The organism is Rothia sp. HMSC072B03 (genome assembly GCF_001809565.1).
Classification (GTDB): Bacteria; Actinomycetota; Actinomycetes; order Actinomycetales; family Micrococcaceae; genus Rothia; species Rothia mucilaginosa_A.
Map to the genome: position 1 here is coordinate 104,123 of NZ_KV797968.1, position 16,908 is coordinate 121,030.

Consider the following 16,908-nt stretch of genomic DNA (forward strand, 5'->3'; position numbering starts at 1 on the left):
GGAACGTGCCGTCCGACCAGCCGGTCGTGATGCCGCGGGCCTTCATCCACTCAATCTCCTTGTAGAAGGGATGGGTGGTCGGCACATCCGAGAAGCTGGGCGTGCTCGGGGCGGTGAACTGCGGCGAGCCTGCCATGCGGTAGAAGAACGCCGCCATCGCGCCGCGCTCAACGGACTCCAGCGGGCGGTAGGTGCCGTCCGGGTAGCCGGTGGTGATGCGACGCTGAGCCAGCCACGAAATCTCGGTGTAGAACTGGTCGCCGCTCTTCACGTCGGTGAAGCGGGACGGGGTGATGTACTCGTCCTGCTGCTCCTTGACGTTCAGCACCTCGGCGCGGTCGCCGGTTGCGCCGTTCACGCCCGAGAGGTCGCCGGTGCCGTTGTGCAGGTGCAACAGCAGTGCCTTTGCGGGGGTGCCGGACTCGCCGAGCGCGGGGAGGGCGTCGGCGGAGCGGTGCGCCTCAAGGGAGCTACCGGGGGCGTCCGGGAAGAGGCCTGTCACGGAGGAGGAGTCGCCGCTGAACCATAGCTTGGGGCTGAAGGGGCGGTACTTGATCCAGCCGGTTTCGCTGACGTTGCCCCACTCGTACTGGGTGGTGGCACTGACGCGGTACTGGATATCCGGGTTGTTTGCGCTGGTCAGGCCCAGGTCCTTGAGGGGTGCACCCATCACGAGGGTGTTGGTGTCCATCATGTTGGTGTCCGTATCGCCCCAGGCGCCGTTGAGCGGGTAGTAGGCGAGCTCGACGAGGCTGCCGTTCTTGTAGCCGTAGAGGCGAACCAGCGGGAAGTCCAGGCCCTTGGCGCGGTCGGTGACCAGCTTGTAGTCGGCGCGGTTATTGCCGTCGGTATCAATCTCCACGGTGAAGGTGTTCTCATAGGAGACAACATCCCAGTTGGCCCAGGTGGAGATGCCGAAGCGCAGGGTACCGTCGTCGGCGTTACCGCCGGCGGCCTTCAGCGCGGGAGCATCCGAGGAAGCACCCACGTACTGCAGGTTCGCCTTGACGTTGCTGTTCAGCGACAGGGAGGTGGGGGCCACGCGGTCCACGCTCGCACCGTACTCGAAGGCGCCGAGCAGGGAGCGGTAGCCGCCCTGGTTGACCTCGGTGCCCTTGAGGGTGACGGGGGTCTTCTGCCAGCCGGTGTCTGCCTTCTGAGCCTCTTCGCTAGAGGGCTTCTGGGAGAAGGTCAGGGCTCGGTCGGCGGCGTGCATGGTGCTGACGGGCTTGGGTGCCACATGGATGGGCACGCGCAGGTCCTGGCCGTTGTCCTCGGCGAGAACGAGTCGGCCGGAGGCGCTGGCGATGTACTGGCGGTACTGCGCCGGAACGGTTTCAACGCCGGTGTAGTAGTCGGTCGCGTTCTGGGTGACGTCTGCCGCGGGGTCGCGGGTCTTCTCCAGCTTGGACGGGTCGATGCGCACGCTCAGGGTGAAGTTCTTGGTTTCACCGGGTGCCAGCGTCACGGACTCGGGGAACGAGTATTCCACTCCGGGAATATTGGTGCTGGGGGCGTAGGACAGCGCGTAGGTGTGCGCGGCGGAATCGGTGTTCTCCACCGTCACCTCGCGGGTGAGGGTCTGAACGCCGGCATCCGGGGCGTACTCGAGCACGCCGAAGCTCACCGAGGTCGTGTTCGGGCTCTGGGCGTTGTAGGCCAGGGACTTCGACTGCACGGCCGCAAGGGTGTCCACGCGTCCGGCACCCACGCGGTCCACCGCGTAGACGTCACCGGATTCGGTGCGCACATCGTGGGTTGCGGTGTTGACGAGGGCCGACTTGACCTGTGCGGGGGTGTAGCTCGGGTGGCTCTGAATGACCAGGGCCGCGGAGCCGGTCACGTAGGGGGCGGCCATGGAGGTGCCGCTGAAGGTCACGGAGCCGTTACCGGTCGCCACCGCCGCAGAGGTGATGTACGAACCGGGCGCCGCAATATCGGGCTTGGTGTAGCCATAGCTGCCGTGGAAACCGCGGGCGCTCATGGGGTTCAGCTGATCCAGCTTGCCGGTGTCCACGCGCAGGGAGGACTTCAGCTCGTTGCCGAGGCGCACGGTCAGAGGCTTGCCGGCCGCTTCTGCCGCGGTAATCTGCGTGCGCAGGTCCTTAGCGGCGGAGGCTGCCAGGCGGAAGCCGGGCAGGGTCTCGTTACCGGCGATGCCCAGGCCGGGCTCCTCGTCGTGACCGGCGAGTAGCACGCCCTTGGCGCCTGCGGCCTGCAGGTTGTCGAAGCGCACCTTGGAGCCGCAGGCGAGTTCACCGTCGGCCTCGGCCCAGTCGATGAGCACCCACTTGCCCTTTACAGCTGCCGCTTCGTCGGCGCTAAGGGCGTTGCAGGCATAGCGGTTGTTCTCGGAGATTGCGGTGAGTTCACCGGTGAATTCCTTGCTACCTGCCTGTGCCCAGGGGTAGGAGACGCTGTAATCGCCGCGTACCTTGCGGGTGGTGCCGGTGGCGGGGTCGGTCAGCTCTGCCGCATCGACGGCGCGGGTGGAGCCGTAGGCGTTAGCTACGGTGATTGCGCTGGCTGCGGTGGCGGGGTGACCGGAGTTGGAGTAGGTGTCGCCGCGCAGGCTGTAGTCGTTGGCGTTACCCGCGGAGATCACGGAGAGCACGCCGGCGCGGGTGAGCGCGTCAACGGCGTAGGCTTCGGGGTCATCCTGCGGGGAGAATTCGCCGCCGAGGGACATGTTGACCACGTTCACGCGGTCGGAGAAGTCGCCGTCACCGTTGGGGTCGAGGGCGCGGTCGAGCGCCTCGATCACCACGTTGGTGCTGCCGCTGCAACCGAAGACGCGGAAGGCGTAGATTTCAGCGTCGGGGGCGACGCCGGGGCCGATCTTCATGGTCTTGAGCTGCTCTGCGGTGAGCTTGCTGTAGTCACCGGTGAAGGTCGTGCCGTCGGCGTTCACGCCGTAACCTGCCGCGGTGCCCGCCACGTGGGTGCCGTGGCCGCCGGTGGTGCAGTCGAGCGGGTTGCCGTCGGGGGTTGCGGTGTTGCTGCCGTCGTAGGCGTCACCGACGAGGTCGTAGCCGCCAGCAACCTTGGTGCGGTTGATGAGTCCGGAGTCTGCGGAGGGTAGCTCGGTGAGCTTGGATGCCTTCTCGTAGTCTTCGAGCTTGCCGCTACCGCCGAAGTCGGTGTGGGTGTAGTCGATGCCGGAGTCGATGACGGCAATCTTGACGCCCTTGCCGGTGTATCCGCCCGCGCCGGCGGGGTTGGTGGTGCCGGTCCAGGTTGCGAGGGAGCCTGCGTCGATGGCGGCGCCCGCGTTCTGGCGGTACTTGGGCAGAATCGGGGAGATCTTCTCTACGTCGGGGCGGCTGGCGAGTGCCCTAATGGACTCTGCGTCACCGCGCACTGCCACGCCGCGTACTGCGTTGTGGGTGGTGTAGAGGACCTGCGCGCCGGACTGGCTGCTGACCTGCTGTGCCTGGCTCTGCACCTGGGAGGCGATGGCCTGCACCTGCGAGCTGGTGTTGACGGGTGCCTGCGTGCCGGCGCGTACGCCTGCGGGCTGGGTCTGTTCAAAGGCGCCCTTACCCTTGAAGCGGACGAAGGCGGTCACGGTGCCGCTGGCGTTCTTCATGCTGTCACTGATGACCTGCTGCTTGATTGCGTCGGGGTCTTCGGCGGCCTGGGCGGTGCCGCCGAGTGCGGCCAGGGGGCTCAGCGCCATGCTGAGGGTGAGTAGCCCGCTGCCGATTCGGCGTCGATGCGACCGGCCGCGGGGGTTGGGGGAGTCGGTGGTGGTCACGGTGCTCCTTTGCTTGGCTCCCGTGGTGTTTCTGGGAGGCGTTTGTGAATATGGTGCGGGTTGTCCCGCAGGTTATACCTGAGAATAAACCCTCAGATGTGAACCACAATACACCTTTAAGGGGTTGATAAGGGGATTTTGGGTTGTGCGCGCCACAAAATAGACTCTCATGACACATTGTGAACATTGAGAGTTCTGCCAGGTCCGTGTGGGATGGTGAAAGAAGAACCGTCGGTGTCGAAGGGAACCGGGGCCGGGCGGGGAGCCCGCCTCCGGCGTTCGCGTTCTGGATCCGATGGATCCGCGTAATATACGCGCACTAAAAAGTGTTCCACCTGCGCAAACACGTGGCAGGGATAGGATTAAGTTACGACCACCGCCGAAGGAGATTGCGATGACCGAGCACACTTCGCAGCAGCCTCGAAAAGAGCAAGAGTCCTACCAGCCCCTGTGGGACGACTCCTTGCCCGTTCCGAGCTACATGAACATCTCCCTGGGGAATGGCGAGGCCCCGGCCGAAGCTTCCTCGCAGCAAGCCTCGGAGGGCACCGCGTCACCGGCCGCCGAGAGCGCGCCGGAGCGGGAGCCGGGAGTCTACTCTTACACCCCCACCCTCAAGGTGACGCCCACGCCAATCTTTGGCACGCCCGACCCCTCCCTCCAGCGGATGCACATTCAGGATATTTCGGGCATCCGCCCCGCCCCCGAGAGCACCATGGAGGGCCCCGGCGCCGCCACCAACCAGCGGTTACCGGAAGGAACGGTCGGCTATATTCGCGAGGTGGATGCGCTGTACCCCGACGGCGCCCCCACCACCTGGGAAATAACCCGCGGCGCATGGCTCTTTTTCGCCATCGTAGTCTTCTGCAACCCGCTGATTGACGCTTTGATCATCTATCCCTTTGATAATCAGGTGGCCGTGTCACTCTCCTTTCTTGGGGTTATCCTGGCGATGAGCACCGCTGGTATTCCGGTGATTCTTTGGTTCGTCTTCTTGATTATGGCCATCAGCAAGGTGTGCAAGAAATACTCCGAGGTGAGGGAACAGCGCTGGAACGCCGAGGAAGCTCCCGCGTTCTGGTACTACCCCGTGTATATCGGCTAACCCCGCAGACTGTAAACCCGGCGAGCCGTGAAGTTTTTATCCGCCATCCCACCGAGGTTAACGCTCTATTTACCTTGCGCTGATAGGGTGGAGGCATCATAAGGGCTCCGGGGGCACCGGATGGGCGCCCCTCCCCGCCGTATTCGCTCATTGATTAAAGAAAGAACGAAGACAATGTCGCAGTACCCCGACCAGTACAACCAACCTCAGCAGCCTCCCTATGGCCAGCAGGCACCGGATTACCAGGCCGGTTACCAGCAGAACTATTACCCGCAGGATTCCTACACTCTCGCCCCCTCCTCGGCGGACGATAAGAATATGGCGATTCTGGCCCACCTGGCCTCGGCCGTTCTCTCGCTGCTGTCCTTCTCAACCCTGAGCGTGATTGCTCCGCTCGTGATGTGGTTCATCTACAAGGACAAGCCCGGCTACAACTTCACGAAGGAATCCGCCCGCCGCGCGTTCAACTTCAACTTCTCCCTGTGGGTCATTAGCGCCGCCGCCTGGCTGGCGATTGTGCTGACCTTCGGCATCCTCGGCCTCATCCTGTGGGTGGTGCCCCTGGTGGTGACCATCCTGATGGTCGTCTTCCACTCGCTGGCCGCCATGGCAGCTGCTCGCTGCGACCTGTACGAGTACCCGATGACCTTCATCAAGATCATTCGATAGCTCGTAGCGGGCACCCCGCCCGCACGTGCCACTCCCACGCGACGCCCCCCGCCTCGAACACTCAGGCGGGGGCGTCGCGCTGTTTCCTGCACTGAGCCGATATTTAAGGCCCGGGCCGTGGGACTTAAAGGGAGCGGCACGGTATCATGGGAAGAGGTGTGCCTATTCACTCCACATTCACTCTACGGATGATGGGACGCCGCCGCGCCGTGAAATCCGGTGCGTCTCTTCGAAGCTTTCAAGGAGCACAAAATGTCAGCTGTCGTGATTGTGGGCGCCCAGTGGGGCGATGAGGGTAAGGGCAAGGCTACCGACCTGCTCGGCCCCCGCGTAGACTACGTGGTCAAGCCCAACGGCGGTAACAACGCCGGTCACACCGTGGTGGTGAACGGCCAGAAGTTTGAGCTGAAGCTGCTGCCCGCCGGTATTCTGAGCGACAACGCCGTCCCCGTGATTGGTAACGGCGTGGTCGTGAACCCCGAGGCTCTCTTCGCAGAGATCGAAGGCCTCGAGGCCCGCGGCGCTGACACCTCCCGCCTGAAGATTTCCGCTAACGCGCACCTGGTGGCACCCTACCACCAGACCATGGATAAGGTGACCGAGCGCTTCCTCGGCAAGCGCGCCATCGGCACCACCGGCCGCGGTATCGGCCCCGCCTACATGGACAAGGTTGGCCGCCTCGGCGTGCGCGTGCAGGACATCCTCGACGAATCCATCCTGCGCCAGAAGGTTGAGGGCGCGCTGCGCCAGAAGAACCAGCTGCTGGTGAAGGTCTACAACCGCCGCCACGTTGAGGTTGAGGAAATCGTCGAGTACTTCATGTCCTACGCCGAACGCCTCAAGCCCATGATCGTGGACACCACCCAGCTGCTGAACAAGGCGCTGGACGAGGGCAAGACCCTGCTGATGGAGGGGGGCCAGGCCACCTTCCTGGACGTGGACCACGGCACCTACCCGTTCGTGACCTCCTCGAACCCGACCGCCGGCGGCGCCTGCGTGGGTTCGGGCGTGGGCCCGACCCGCATCACCCGCGTGATCGGTATCCAGAAGGCGTACACCACCCGCGTGGGTGCCGGCCCCTTCCCGACCGAGCTGTTCGATGAGATGGGCGACTACCTGCGCACCACCGGCGGCGAGTTCGGTGTGAACACTGGCCGCCCCCGCCGCTGCGGCTGGTACGATTCCGTGCTGGCACGCCAGGCCGTGCGCATCAACGGTTTCACCGACCTGTTCATCACCAAGCTGGACGTGCTGACCGGCCTGGAGAAGATTCCGGTCTGCGTGGCCTACGATGTGGACGGCGTGCGTCACGACGAGATGCCGATGACCCAGACCGATTTCCACCACGCTAAGCCGATTTTCGAGTACTTCGACGGCTGGACCGAAAACATTTCGGATGCGAAGAGCCTGGATGAGCTGCCCGAGAACGCCCGCAAGTACGTGCTGAAGCTGGAGGAGCTCTCTGGCTGCCGTATTTCCGCGATTGGTGTGGGCCCGGACCGCGACCAGACCATTGTGGTTCGCGACCTCATCAACGAGGACTAAGCCTCAAAAGCTCAATACGCGAAAGCCCCCGGAAGGTGCCTGAACGGTACCGGCTGGGGGCTTTGTGTAGTCGGTGGTGTTGTCTATGGCGGGTATCGTAAGGCGCATCCTGAGAATTACCCATGGAAAGTTCACTTTGACCCGCGGCGTGCAGGATACATGGATATCACCTCATGGATTCGTCGCGCGGTACGGAATGTACGATATTGAAAATAACCCGAAGAAATATATGGGCAAAAATATGAGCTGAATGAATATCCGGGTACAAAAGTTGAATTTTAATATATAAAAGATAGGCTCTGAAATTATTAATATTCAGAGCCTATCTTTATTTCCTTATAATTTATAAAATTCCGCGCTGGTCAAGATCTCGCAAAACAGATAGAAATGTCATGAACTCAACATCACGGTCATATCCGCATTGAGGTGTCCAACCCAGCCAGCTATATGCTTTATGTATATCTCCGCCCTCTTGTACGCAACGCTTGAAATCCTCGGGGACGGGGGTAAGGTCCACGTGAGGCTTGCCGTACATCCGGTAAAGGAAGAGAGCCTCAGTCGCCTCATAAGCTACCTCGTTGTAGTGGAACTTTCCATCCCCCCACCCGGTAGTAATACCCTCACGGGTGGCCCAAATGGCAATAGGGTAGTGCGGGTCATTGGTCGAAATATCGCTGTACGGCGAAGTAGCAGGAAGATCCTTTACTTCGGGACGGCCCTTCAAATGGTACAGAAACTCAAGAAGCTGCCCACGAGTCATCGCAGGCTGGGGAACATTCTTATTCTTCTGAAGATAAAGACGGCGGCCGTGAGTAATAAGCCCGGTACATTCCGCCCAAGCAATCACCTTATCCTGATAATCACCCGGGGTATTGTACTCAGACTCGTTAATGCAGGTAACTTCCAGTTCATCGCCCGGAAAAGGAGAAAAAGTTTTCGGGCGCAATTGCGCCGCGGAAGCGGGCACCATTGCGGACAACAGAAGAGAAGCGGCGGCAAAAGTGCACGCCGCACCCCTCGCAAACGGTTTCAACAGCATCGTTGACTCCTCAAAAGAAAATAGTGGTTGGTCTAAGACATTCCCAGTCTTATTAACTAGAAGTTTAGTCTTTCTTGACTCTCAAGGGAAGGTTGAAACCCTGCAAGCTCGAGTATTGTTCAAAGAAAATCCACGACTCACGACGACGCTCTCGCCCCGCCGCCCCTGAGCCACCGCATGACCGGGTGAGTTGTATCCCGTATGCTGGGTAAGGGCCACAAAAGTGGTGCTAGTGCGTTCAGAGGAGAAAAGCGATGTCCTATATCACCGGAGCTATCTACCCGAGCTCGGACCGCCCTCAGCTGGGCGCCACCGAGGAAGAAACCCTCCGCGCCTACGCGGACAAGCACGCCGCGGTCGTCCTCACCTACGCCAACCCGAGCGTGCACGAACTACACGAACTGCAGCACACCTTCAACCTGCACGAACTCGCCGTGGAAGACGCCACCCGCGGCCACCAGCGCGCCAAGCTCGAACGCTACGGAGACTCCCTCTTCGCGGTCATCCGCCCCGCCGTCTACCTGGACAAGGAAGAGGAAGTGCACCTGAGCGAGCTGCACCTCTTCGTTGGCCCCCGCTACATCCTCGTGCTCGTCAAAGACGCCCAGCGTAGCGACCGCAAAATCGGCGAGCAATACAACCTGCTCTTCGGCACCCCGGACGCCTCACCGGCCCGCCTGCTACACCGCATCCTCGACAGCACCGTCGACGGGTACGCCCCCGTGCTTGACGGACTCGAAAACGACAACGACGAGATTGAAGACATCCTGTTCTCCGCCCACGACCGCCAAGACGCCAACCCCCTGGCGCAGCGCATCTATGAGCTACTCAACCAGGTGATTGACTTCCAGCGAGCCTGCCGACCCCTCGAATCCATGATTGGCCGCATCATCGAAGGGATGCGCACCGGCGCGCTCGACCCCTCACCCTACCCGGGTGCAAGCCAAGGCGAAGTCGAAGACGAAGTTGTGGAACTTGCCCGCCAGTTCCGTAATGTGCTCGACCACGTAACCCAAACAAAAGAACGCCTCGAAGACCTTCGCAGCTCCCTCGAAAACGCCCTGCGCGTACACGACACCCTGCTCGGACAGCAACAGAACGACGACACCAAGAAAATCTCCGCCTACGCGGCGCTACTCATGGTGCCCACCATTGTTGGCTCGGTGTACGGCATGAACTTTGAGGTCATGCCCGAGCTCAAGTGGGAGTTCGGCTACCCGGCGGCCCTGCTGCTGATGCTGGTCTCCTGTCTGCTCCTCTACTGGTTCTTCAAGAAGAATAAGTGGCTCTAACAGCCCACAAAACACTATTGGCTAGGCCTTTAAGCGCGTATGCCGCATAAGGCATACACACATGCCTTACGCGGCGCGGTCGTACTGGGCACGCATCGCGCGGCGGCAATCGCGGCGCTCACGCTTGAACTTGGTGCACACAGCCTTCGGATCGAAAAACATAGAGAAGTCCTTCGGTTCAGCCGACAGCCCCAAAGTGGACAGCTCAACCATCGTGAGCATTGCGTAGAACGTCTTGCGGCGCAGCTCAAAATTGCAGGCACCCGGAGCGGACTCCACCGCGAATACCGCGCCGGTGCACTCCAGAGAACGCATGGCCCAGTGCTTGACCCACAGGTCACCATTGACTGGGCTCACGCCCAGGCGGGTCAGCGCCAGACCGGTACCCTGCACACGCTCAAAGCGCAGGCACATCTCCAGGTCCTTCTCCAGGGGGAACACGAACAGCAGAGCGTTCTGCGCTGCCGCACGAAGCTCAGTCAGGTTCGCCTCGTAACCGGAAGCACCCTGAGTCAGCTGACGCATCACGCGGCCCATAGTCGAGGATACCGGCGCGGTACGGAAGCACGAGCCTTCGGCAACCAGCTGCTCCAGAACGGTGCGGAACTCCTCCACGTCGAAGCGTTCCATACGCACCACGGTGCCGCACTGCATCAGCCAGTTGAACTCCTCATCACAGCGAAGCTGCTCATCGGCAGTGCAAGAAATCTGCGCCTGTGCGTACTGGCCCTCGCGAGTGGTATTTTCCATGACCGTTCCTTCCGTAGATGCTGAATCAATCCGCTGGCAACACCGCGGGAGGCGGTGTGCTCGGCCGGAAGGATCGTCCCTTCCAACACCTACACTCTATGAGCGACCCCTGACACGATAAGCGTTCTTTGTTTTACCCCCGGGTAAATCTAGAAAATATTTAACGCGCCGCCGGGCACCTCGCTGAGAGGCACCCGGCGGCGCGTTACAGGTTCGTGGTTTGCGGCGAAGGCTAGTGGCGCTGACGGTTCAGCAACCACAGCATATACAGGCCACCAATCGCACCCGTCACCAGGCCCACTGGAATCTGGAAGGGCGCCAGCGCGCGGGCCGCCACAAAATCGGCCAGCACCAGGATTGCCGCACCCATCAGGGCCGAATGCCACATGGCCGTGCCCGGCGTGCGCCAGAAGCGGCGCGCCAGCTGCGGGGCAATCAGCGCCAGGAAGCCAATCGGGCCCGCGACGGAAATCGCAATAGCCACCAGCAACACGGCGGCGGCCACCAGCAGGTTCACGCTCCTCCTGACCGGCAGGCCCAGACCCGCCGCCAGGTCGTCGCCGAGCTCCAGGGTGCGCAGGCGGCGCGTCAGCATCAAAATCAGGGGAATCGCAATCACCAGGATGACGGACTGCACCTCCATCTGCCCCCACGAGATGGCATTGAGCGAACCGTGCTGCCAGGTCTTCGCGGCTTCGGCCTTCTCCAGGTCGCCGCGCGTAATCAGGTAGTCGTTCACGGAGCTGAGCATCGCGCTCACCGCGATACCGATGAGCACCATCTTCTGACCCATCGTGGCGCCGCCGCCCAGGCCGGCCAATAGCATCACCACGGCCGCCGTCACGAAACCACCCAGGATGGCGCCCATGCCCATGCCCACGCCGGTTGCGGCCAACGGGCCGATGAGCACCACCGACAGGGCGCCGGTCGCGGAGCCCACCGTGAAGCCGATAATATCCGGCGAACCCAGAGCATTGCGCGACACCGACTGGAAAATCGCGCCCGACAGGCCCAGGGCCGCACCCACGACAAGGGCCGCGAGCATGCGGGGCAGTCGCTGATTGAGCACCAGCTGACGTTCAATCTCGGTGCCCTCGCCCTGGAATATCAGGCGGAAGACCTGCTCGGGGGTCATCTCGTAGCTCCCATAGATCAGGGATGCGGCGGCCACCACCAGAATGAGTGCCACCACCAGCAGGGTGCGGGGAATCGGGGTGCGGTAGCGTCCCGGGATGCGGATGCGCCCGCCCGCAGTGCGGGAGGACATTGAAACAGTGCTCATACGTCTTTCACCACGCTAAATCGTTGCGCCGAACGGGAGTCTAGAATACGGGGCTGTGGCCGTGCTCGGGGGAGTGGGCGGGGCCCGCCTCGTCGTGGGCCTGCGCCTTCGCGCCCATGCGGCTCTTCTTCGCGCCCCTCGAACCGGTGCTCAGATGCATCACCAGGAGCATGAGCACGGGTGCGCCGATGAACGCGGTCACGATGCCCACCTCAAGCTCGCTGGGCATGACCAGCACACGGCCCAGAATATCGGCGGCGAGCACGAGCACCGGGCCGTACACGAGCGAGAGCGGCAGCACCCGCCCGATATCGGCGCCGGCCAGCAGGCGGATGACGTGGGGAACAACCAGACCCACGAAGCCGATGGGGCCGGCGATTGCGGTCGAGGCGCCGCAGAGCGCCATGATGGCCACGATGGTCGCGGCGCGCACCAGGGTGACGGGCACGCCCAGGCCGGCGGCCGCATCCTCGCCGAGTGCCAGCGCGCGCAGCGGGCCGATCAGCATGAAGGAAAGCACCAGGCCCACCGCCACGAACGGCAGGGCCGAGAACACCTGCTCAAAGGTGCGGTTCTCCAGGGAGCCGACCACCCAGAAACGGTGCGAGTCGAAGGCCTTGGAGTTAAACATCGTGATGACGCCGGTAATGGTTCCCAGGCAGGCGTTGACCGCCACGCCGGTCAGCACGAGGCGGGCCGTCGAGTCCAGGTTGGGTTTGGAGTCGACCAGGCCCATCATGAAGACGAGGGTTGCGGCCACGCCGGAACCCAGCAAGGCCAGCCACAGCTGCACGAATGGGGAGGACACCCCAAAAACGCCCACGCCCACGACCACGGAGGCGGCCGCACCCGAGTTCACGCCCAGCAGGCCCGGCTCGGCCAGCGGGTTGCGGCTCAGCGCCTGCATGAGCACGCCCGATACCGCCAGGGCCGCGCCCACCAGCAGCGCCGCGGCGGTGCGCGGTGCGCGTTTGGCCCAGATGAGCTTGGACTCGATGGTGTTCGCGTCCGGGTTCAGGAAGCCATCGACGGACCTATCCAGGGCGAACATGCGCGAACCCACCGCGAAGGAGAGAGCGCAGAGGAACACGAGCAGCAGGCATCCGAGGATGAGCGCGATGGTGACGCGCGAGATAGACGGCCCCTTACCGTTCTTGCCGCCGAGCTGGTCGGAGGAGCCGGAGAGCGCCCGAACCGCCGCGATGGATTCCTTGCTGGGGGCGGCGCGGTAGGCCGTGGTGCGCGCGGGGCGCTTGCCGGGGTGGCTGCGGTGTTCTGTGGTGTCATCGTGGCTGCTTGTGGGTTGTCGTGCGGTTACCGTACAGGAAGTGAGGGTGAATTATTGCGATGTTCAGGCAGTCCTAAACGTGAGATATGCAATAAAATCTGAGCCTTTAGTATCCTACAGGTTTAGATGAGGCTATCCTAATATGCATGGCAAATATGACGAACAAGATCACCCGCCGCTCCTTCGGCGCTCTCGCACTCGGCTCCTTCGGCGCCCTGGCCCTGGCGGCATGCGGCTCCTCCAACACTTCCGGCTCTTCCTCCGCGTCCGCTGCGGCGACCGGTAAGAAGGTGGCACCCTCCGCGCTGCCCTCCGGCATGGGCACCACCACCGTTGACGGCGAATTCCCCCGCACCGTCAAGCACTTCCGCGGTGAAACCACCATCAAATCCGCACCCTCCAAGGTCGTGATTCTCTCCACCGGACAGCTCGACGGCGTGCTCTCCCTGGGCGTCGTGCCCGTCGGCGCGGCAACCGCCGGTGACGCCGACCTGGTCCCCACCTACCTGAAGACCAAGTTCTCCGATAAGTCCACAGAGCTCGACAAGATCGCCAAGGTCGGCAAGCGCACCGACCCGGACGTTGAGGCTATCGCGAACCTCAAGCCCGACCTGATCCTCATCAACAACACCAACAAGAAGGACGAGGTGTACGAGTCCCTCGCCAAGATCGCCCCGACCGTGGTCACCGAGGGCACCGGCATCAACTGGAAGCAGGACTTCCTGCTGATTGCCGCCGCGCTGGGCACCACCGAGAAGGCTGAGAAGCTCATGGAGGAGTACAACACCAAGGCGAAGTCGGTCGGTCAGAAGGCTGGCAGCGAGAAGACCTTCTCCTTCCTGTACACTTCCGCTGACCGCACCCGCATCTTCGCGAAGTCCTCGTTCGTAGGCTCCATCTGCGCGGATGCATCCTTGGCACGCCCCGCAACTGCGCAGGTTGAGAAGACCTCCATCGACTTGAGCTCCGAGCAGCTCGACCAGGCTGACGGCGACTACCTGTTCTACGGCGTGCAGGGTGGCGACGAGTCCAAGCTGACCGGTGAGGCGCTGTGGAGCACCCTCAAGGCTGTCACCGAGAAGCACGCGCACAGCGTGGATTCTGACATGTTCTTCCTGAACGCTGGCCCGGCTGCCGCGCTTGGTGTTCTGGAGACCATCGAGAAGGCACTCTAAAGGTTTTAGCCTCTCGTAGAGATTCGTAGAGATTCGCTGAGAAGCCCCGCATTCTTACCTCTCATGCCCGCGCATGAGGGTGAGGAGGCGGGGCTTTCTGCACGCTCTGCACCAGCGTTTTTGCCCGCCGGATGCGCTCGTGACCAGAATTGGTGCGCGCCCGCCCGAAATAGGGTCTAATGGGGGTAGAAGGCGTAGCGGTACCGTTGCCCGCGCCTGACACACTGAAACCTTACACACCGATTGATTCACCGACGAAACGAGCACGCAATGCCGAAGAACAAGCCCTCCGAAGAGACCCTGGTGCAGGCACGCCGCGTCATTGACGCACTCAACGAGCGTGGCGCCCGCAAGCAGGCAATCCGCCTGAAGGTGAGCCTCCCCGACGCCCCGCTGCCGCAGACCGCATCCAAGTTTGGTGGCCGCCCGTACCTGCCCGCGGGCGAGTTGCCGCCGACCAATGAGAAGGGTAAGCCGCTGGGCATGATCGCGCAGATTAACTGCGCCGACCTGCCCGAGAACGACATTTACCCGGCGACCGGTATGTTGCAGTTCTGGATTAACCCGAACGACGAAGAATGCTTGTGGGGTTACGACTACGAGAACCCGCTCTCGCAGAAGAACCACCGCGTTGTCTACTACGAGACGCTGGGTGAGCCGAACCCGGATGCCCCGTTCCCGACCGTGAACTGGGACGACTACGGCTGGCCCTTTGGTCGTGACGGCAAGGGTACCGCTGAGGAGGTTGTTGAGTACGCACTTGCCTTCGAGCCCTGGGAGCAGGGCTTCCTGGATGGCGGCTTCGAAATCTACGACCAGTTTGCTGACGCCTGGGACGAGATGTACCCGGACCAGAAGCTGCCCGAGGAACCGAACGCACGCGGTGACGCCTCCTACAACCTGCTGGAGCCCTTTGAATCGGAGGAGAGGGATTACTCGCATATCGGCGGCTACCCCTCGTTCGTGCAGGAGGACCCGCGCGACGAGTTCGAGGAGTTGAGCGGCCATACGGTGAACCTGCTGACCATCGAATCGGAGTGGGGCGAGGACGCTGAGGAGGGCGTGTACGTGATGTGGGGTGACGCTGGTGCGGCGAACTGGCTGATTACTCCGGAGGCGCTTGCCGCCCGCGACTTCTCGCAGGTCGTCTTTGAGTGGGCTTGCGGCTAAAACTTAGCGGTACAACTTTATGCAGGAATATTGTGAATTTATTCTTCGCAACGTCATAACAACATCATGGCAAGACTTGTCATGATGTTGTTATGATCCTGCGATGATGTTGATATGATGCGGTATTTTCCTCGCGCCTAGAATCTTAAAAACCCCGGAATTGCAGGCTAAAACCGGGTATTTTTATCGGTCTATTCGACCGCGCATCATATCAGTTGTCATAACAACTTCTGTTATGGCAGCTGATATGACCCAGCTTGAGATAGATAACCTTTGCATAAAAACTCAATCTGTAATTTCGTTACCAATTACTCATCTCCAAGAAAGAGAGGTTGTAAATGTCTGATAACACTCTTGAAATAGGCCAGGTCCGAGTTGGGTGGCTGTATCCAGAGGATGTAGAAGAGGGGAAGGGGATTCCCGCTACTTTAGTGCGCGAGGGGCATCGAGTCCATGTACTTATTCCGGTAGAAGGCCGGCGCTCTTCAAATCCTGCAGCTCGTTGGGGGACGGAAGAGATTGTCTTTGATGATGACTTAGCGCGAACAGAATATCAGTATGAAGTTCCTGAAAACATGTATTTTATTGATAATCTTGGCATGGTTCTTCTTATTGAATGCAGGAGTTCTGGTTTTAAAGAGAAATTCATTTCAGTCTTTCAGAATCTTGGCGGGATTCTGCACAAGATTTCGGTAGGGGCAGCAGTTTTTTCTTCCCGCGCATATAAGACGAATTCTTTTAATGGTTATAGGACTGAAATTGAAAATCTCTCGCAGTGGTTTCAGATGAATACTATAAAAACGCGACCTGTATACGAGGAAGTGGATGGCTTGCTTCGTGTGAAGTCGGTTGAGACAAAAGCTTCATCTGCTGGTGAGATTTTAATTAATGAGTCGAGTGGGCTGAAATTTAAATCCAACTTTACGGTTGTTTCTAATAGCTCTTTAACTAAAGTTATATATGAATCTCACGATGTTCTAGAATCATATCGTGATGAAAGTATTCCGTTTATTGAAGGTATGAAAGAGCATAATGCTATTAGAGATTTACTGATGATCTCTTCATGGAGTGTTCATCGGTTTGTTTCGATTGCAGTCTCTCGCGATAACGACAGGGGAGACTTTGGTGCTATTGCGTGGAGGAATGTTGTTTCGGAGCGGTGGGAGACGACTAAGGATATTGACGTTGATAACAAGGAATTCGTATTTACCTATAAAGACATTGAATCTGTTGGAGTTAGAAAGTGGCTTGAAATCTCTGAAAAATATCCCCGTGCGCTAAATCCAATTTTGTCTACTGTTAGGTCGAACAATGGGACAGTTGAGAATAAGCTCTTTAATCTCTGTTTGGGTGTTGAAGCGCTCGGACGATACATATACCAGGAGGATCCTGATAAATCACTCGGGGGTAGAGGGGGTAAAATTTATCTACATAATGCATTGCAAAATATTATTAACCAGATTCCAAAGGGTGTTTTGCCCTATGTGAAAAAATTTGAAAATTCACGTAATGGAAAAGTTGTTCATAGCCTTCCCGAATGGGCTGATAAAATTAATAATTCCTACAATTCGGTAAAACATTATGGTGATGAAGAGATTGATTATGGCAATATTTATGAGTCAATTGATAAGCTAAAAATTATTATTATCTCCTGGGTTGGAACACGGCTTGGTGGTAAGCCTGAAGTTATACGAAATGGTCTACTCAATAAAAATTATAAATTGGAGAAATATCTTCTCCCTCTGGACGATGCAGGGTATGTGAAAGAAGAACAGGGACCCGAGCAAGAGCCGGACCCTGCAGAATAGTGCAGTGCAGTGGTAGGTGGGGGTGAGG

The 16,908-nt window shown here is 60.1% G+C and carries 12 protein-coding genes; 7 read left to right on the forward strand and 5 right to left on the reverse strand.

Going from position 1 to position 16,908, the window contains the following annotated elements; all coding sequences use genetic code 11:
* A partial coding sequence (locus tag HMPREF2630_RS02710) for a S8 family serine peptidase (RefSeq protein WP_371440189.1) occupies nucleotides 1-3,679 on the reverse strand: 3,679 nt, incomplete at its 3' end.
* 472 nt (nucleotides 3,680-4,151) lie between these two features.
* Here HMPREF2630_RS02710 and HMPREF2630_RS02715 point away from each other — a divergent pair.
* The 3 genes from HMPREF2630_RS02715 to HMPREF2630_RS02725 all read left to right on the forward strand — a co-directional run bounded on the left by HMPREF2630_RS02715 (nucleotide 4,152) and on the right by HMPREF2630_RS02725 (nucleotide 7,076).
* The gene (locus tag HMPREF2630_RS02715) at nucleotides 4,152-4,862 is read left to right on the forward strand and encodes a hypothetical protein (RefSeq protein ID WP_070483277.1); all 711 of its coding nucleotides are present in this window, start codon (nucleotides 4,152-4,154) and stop codon (nucleotides 4,860-4,862) included.
* 174 nt (nucleotides 4,863-5,036) lie between these two features.
* The gene (locus HMPREF2630_RS02720; protein WP_070483279.1) at nucleotides 5,037-5,531 is read left to right on the forward strand and encodes a DUF4870 domain-containing protein; all 495 of its coding nucleotides are present in this window, start codon (nucleotides 5,037-5,039) and stop codon (nucleotides 5,529-5,531) included.
* 252 nt (nucleotides 5,532-5,783) lie between these two features.
* On the forward strand, nucleotides 5,784-7,076 hold the full coding sequence (locus HMPREF2630_RS02725) for an adenylosuccinate synthase (protein WP_070483280.1): 1,293 nt from the start codon (nucleotides 5,784-5,786) through the stop codon (nucleotides 7,074-7,076).
* Between the two features lie 343 nt (nucleotides 7,077-7,419).
* Here HMPREF2630_RS02725 and HMPREF2630_RS02730 read toward each other — a convergent pair whose 3' ends face one another.
* Entirely contained in the window at nucleotides 7,420-8,115 is a 696-nt protein-coding gene (locus HMPREF2630_RS02730) for an S-layer homology domain-containing protein (protein ID WP_070483281.1), read from the reverse strand.
* 254 nt (nucleotides 8,116-8,369) lie between these two features.
* Here HMPREF2630_RS02730 and HMPREF2630_RS02735 point away from each other — a divergent pair, with 254 nt between their 5' ends.
* The gene (locus tag HMPREF2630_RS02735) at nucleotides 8,370-9,407 is read left to right on the forward strand and encodes a magnesium and cobalt transport protein CorA (protein WP_070483284.1); all 1,038 of its coding nucleotides are present in this window, start codon (nucleotides 8,370-8,372) and stop codon (nucleotides 9,405-9,407) included.
* A 66-nt stretch (nucleotides 9,408-9,473) separates the two neighbouring features.
* Here the strand turns inward: HMPREF2630_RS02735 and HMPREF2630_RS02740 are convergent, their stop codons facing one another.
* The 3 genes from HMPREF2630_RS02740 to HMPREF2630_RS02750 all read right to left on the reverse strand — a co-directional run bounded on the left by HMPREF2630_RS02740 (nucleotide 9,474) and on the right by HMPREF2630_RS02750 (nucleotide 12,529).
* Nucleotides 9,474-10,157, reverse strand: coding sequence for an integrase (locus HMPREF2630_RS02740; RefSeq protein ID WP_070483286.1), 684 nt, complete (start codon nucleotides 10,155-10,157; stop codon nucleotides 9,474-9,476).
* A 232-nt stretch (nucleotides 10,158-10,389) separates the two neighbouring features.
* Nucleotides 10,390-11,439 (reverse strand): FecCD family ABC transporter permease, encoded by a 1,050-nt coding sequence (locus HMPREF2630_RS02745; RefSeq protein ID WP_053088820.1) that lies wholly within the window; start codon nucleotides 11,437-11,439, stop codon nucleotides 10,390-10,392.
* 40 nt (nucleotides 11,440-11,479) lie between these two features.
* A complete protein-coding gene (locus tag HMPREF2630_RS02750) occupies nucleotides 11,480-12,529 on the reverse strand; it encodes a FecCD family ABC transporter permease (protein ID WP_246822743.1) in 1,050 nt (349 codons plus the stop codon).
* A 353-nt stretch (nucleotides 12,530-12,882) separates the two neighbouring features.
* Between HMPREF2630_RS02750 and HMPREF2630_RS02760 the strand changes: the two genes are divergently transcribed.
* The 3 genes from HMPREF2630_RS02760 (at nucleotide 12,883) to HMPREF2630_RS09080 (ending at nucleotide 16,880) form a co-directional block, all read left to right on the forward strand.
* Entirely contained in the window at nucleotides 12,883-13,902 is a 1,020-nt protein-coding gene (locus tag HMPREF2630_RS02760) for an ABC transporter substrate-binding protein (protein ID WP_065425462.1), read from the forward strand.
* Between the two features lie 270 nt (nucleotides 13,903-14,172).
* The gene (locus HMPREF2630_RS02765) at nucleotides 14,173-15,072 is read left to right on the forward strand and encodes a YwqG family protein (protein WP_049343549.1); all 900 of its coding nucleotides are present in this window, start codon (nucleotides 14,173-14,175) and stop codon (nucleotides 15,070-15,072) included.
* A gap of 338 nt (nucleotides 15,073-15,410) precedes the next feature.
* Nucleotides 15,411-16,880, forward strand: coding sequence for an ApeA N-terminal domain 1-containing protein (locus HMPREF2630_RS09080; protein ID WP_143131583.1), 1,470 nt, complete (start codon nucleotides 15,411-15,413; stop codon nucleotides 16,878-16,880).
* The last annotated feature ends 28 nt before the right edge of the window (nucleotides 16,881-16,908 follow it).